The organism is Pleomorphomonas sp. JP5 (genome assembly GCF_023721815.1).
Classification (GTDB): domain Bacteria; phylum Pseudomonadota; class Alphaproteobacteria; order Rhizobiales; family Pleomorphomonadaceae; genus Pleomorphomonas.
Window position 1 is genome coordinate 1 of record NZ_JAMDLI010000016.1, and the last position, 397, is coordinate 397.

1 protein-coding gene is annotated in these 397 nt (G+C 65.2%); it reads left to right on the forward strand.

The genetic code is table 11. The features are described 5' to 3' along the window. On the forward strand, window positions 1–397 hold a 397-nt coding region (locus tag M4J40_RS17910), incomplete at both ends, for an ROK family protein (protein ID WP_251755789.1).

The window sequence follows — 397 nt, forward strand, 5'->3', positions numbered from 1 at the left end:
CCCTGGCCGAAGGAAGGCGAGTATCCGGGACCGAAATGCTGGTGCGGCCGTCACGGCTGCCTCGAGATGTATTGCTCGGGCACAGGCTTCGAGCTCGACTACCGGACGACGACGGGTACTGCCCGCAAGGCGTCTGAGGTGATCGACCTCAAGCGGGCGGGCGACACTACGGCCATCGCGGTCTATGAGCGTTACGTCGACCGGCTCGCCCGGTCGCTAGCGCTGATCATCGACCTCGTCGATCCCGACGTGTTCGTTTTGGGCGGCGGCATGAGCAATGTCGACGAACTCTATGACGACGTTCCCAGGCAGCTTTCGGCCCGCACCAACCTCTGGGAGGGCGAGGCGAGCCGGCTGGTCTTCTCCGACAGCGTGGCGACGCCGATCCGCAAGGCCA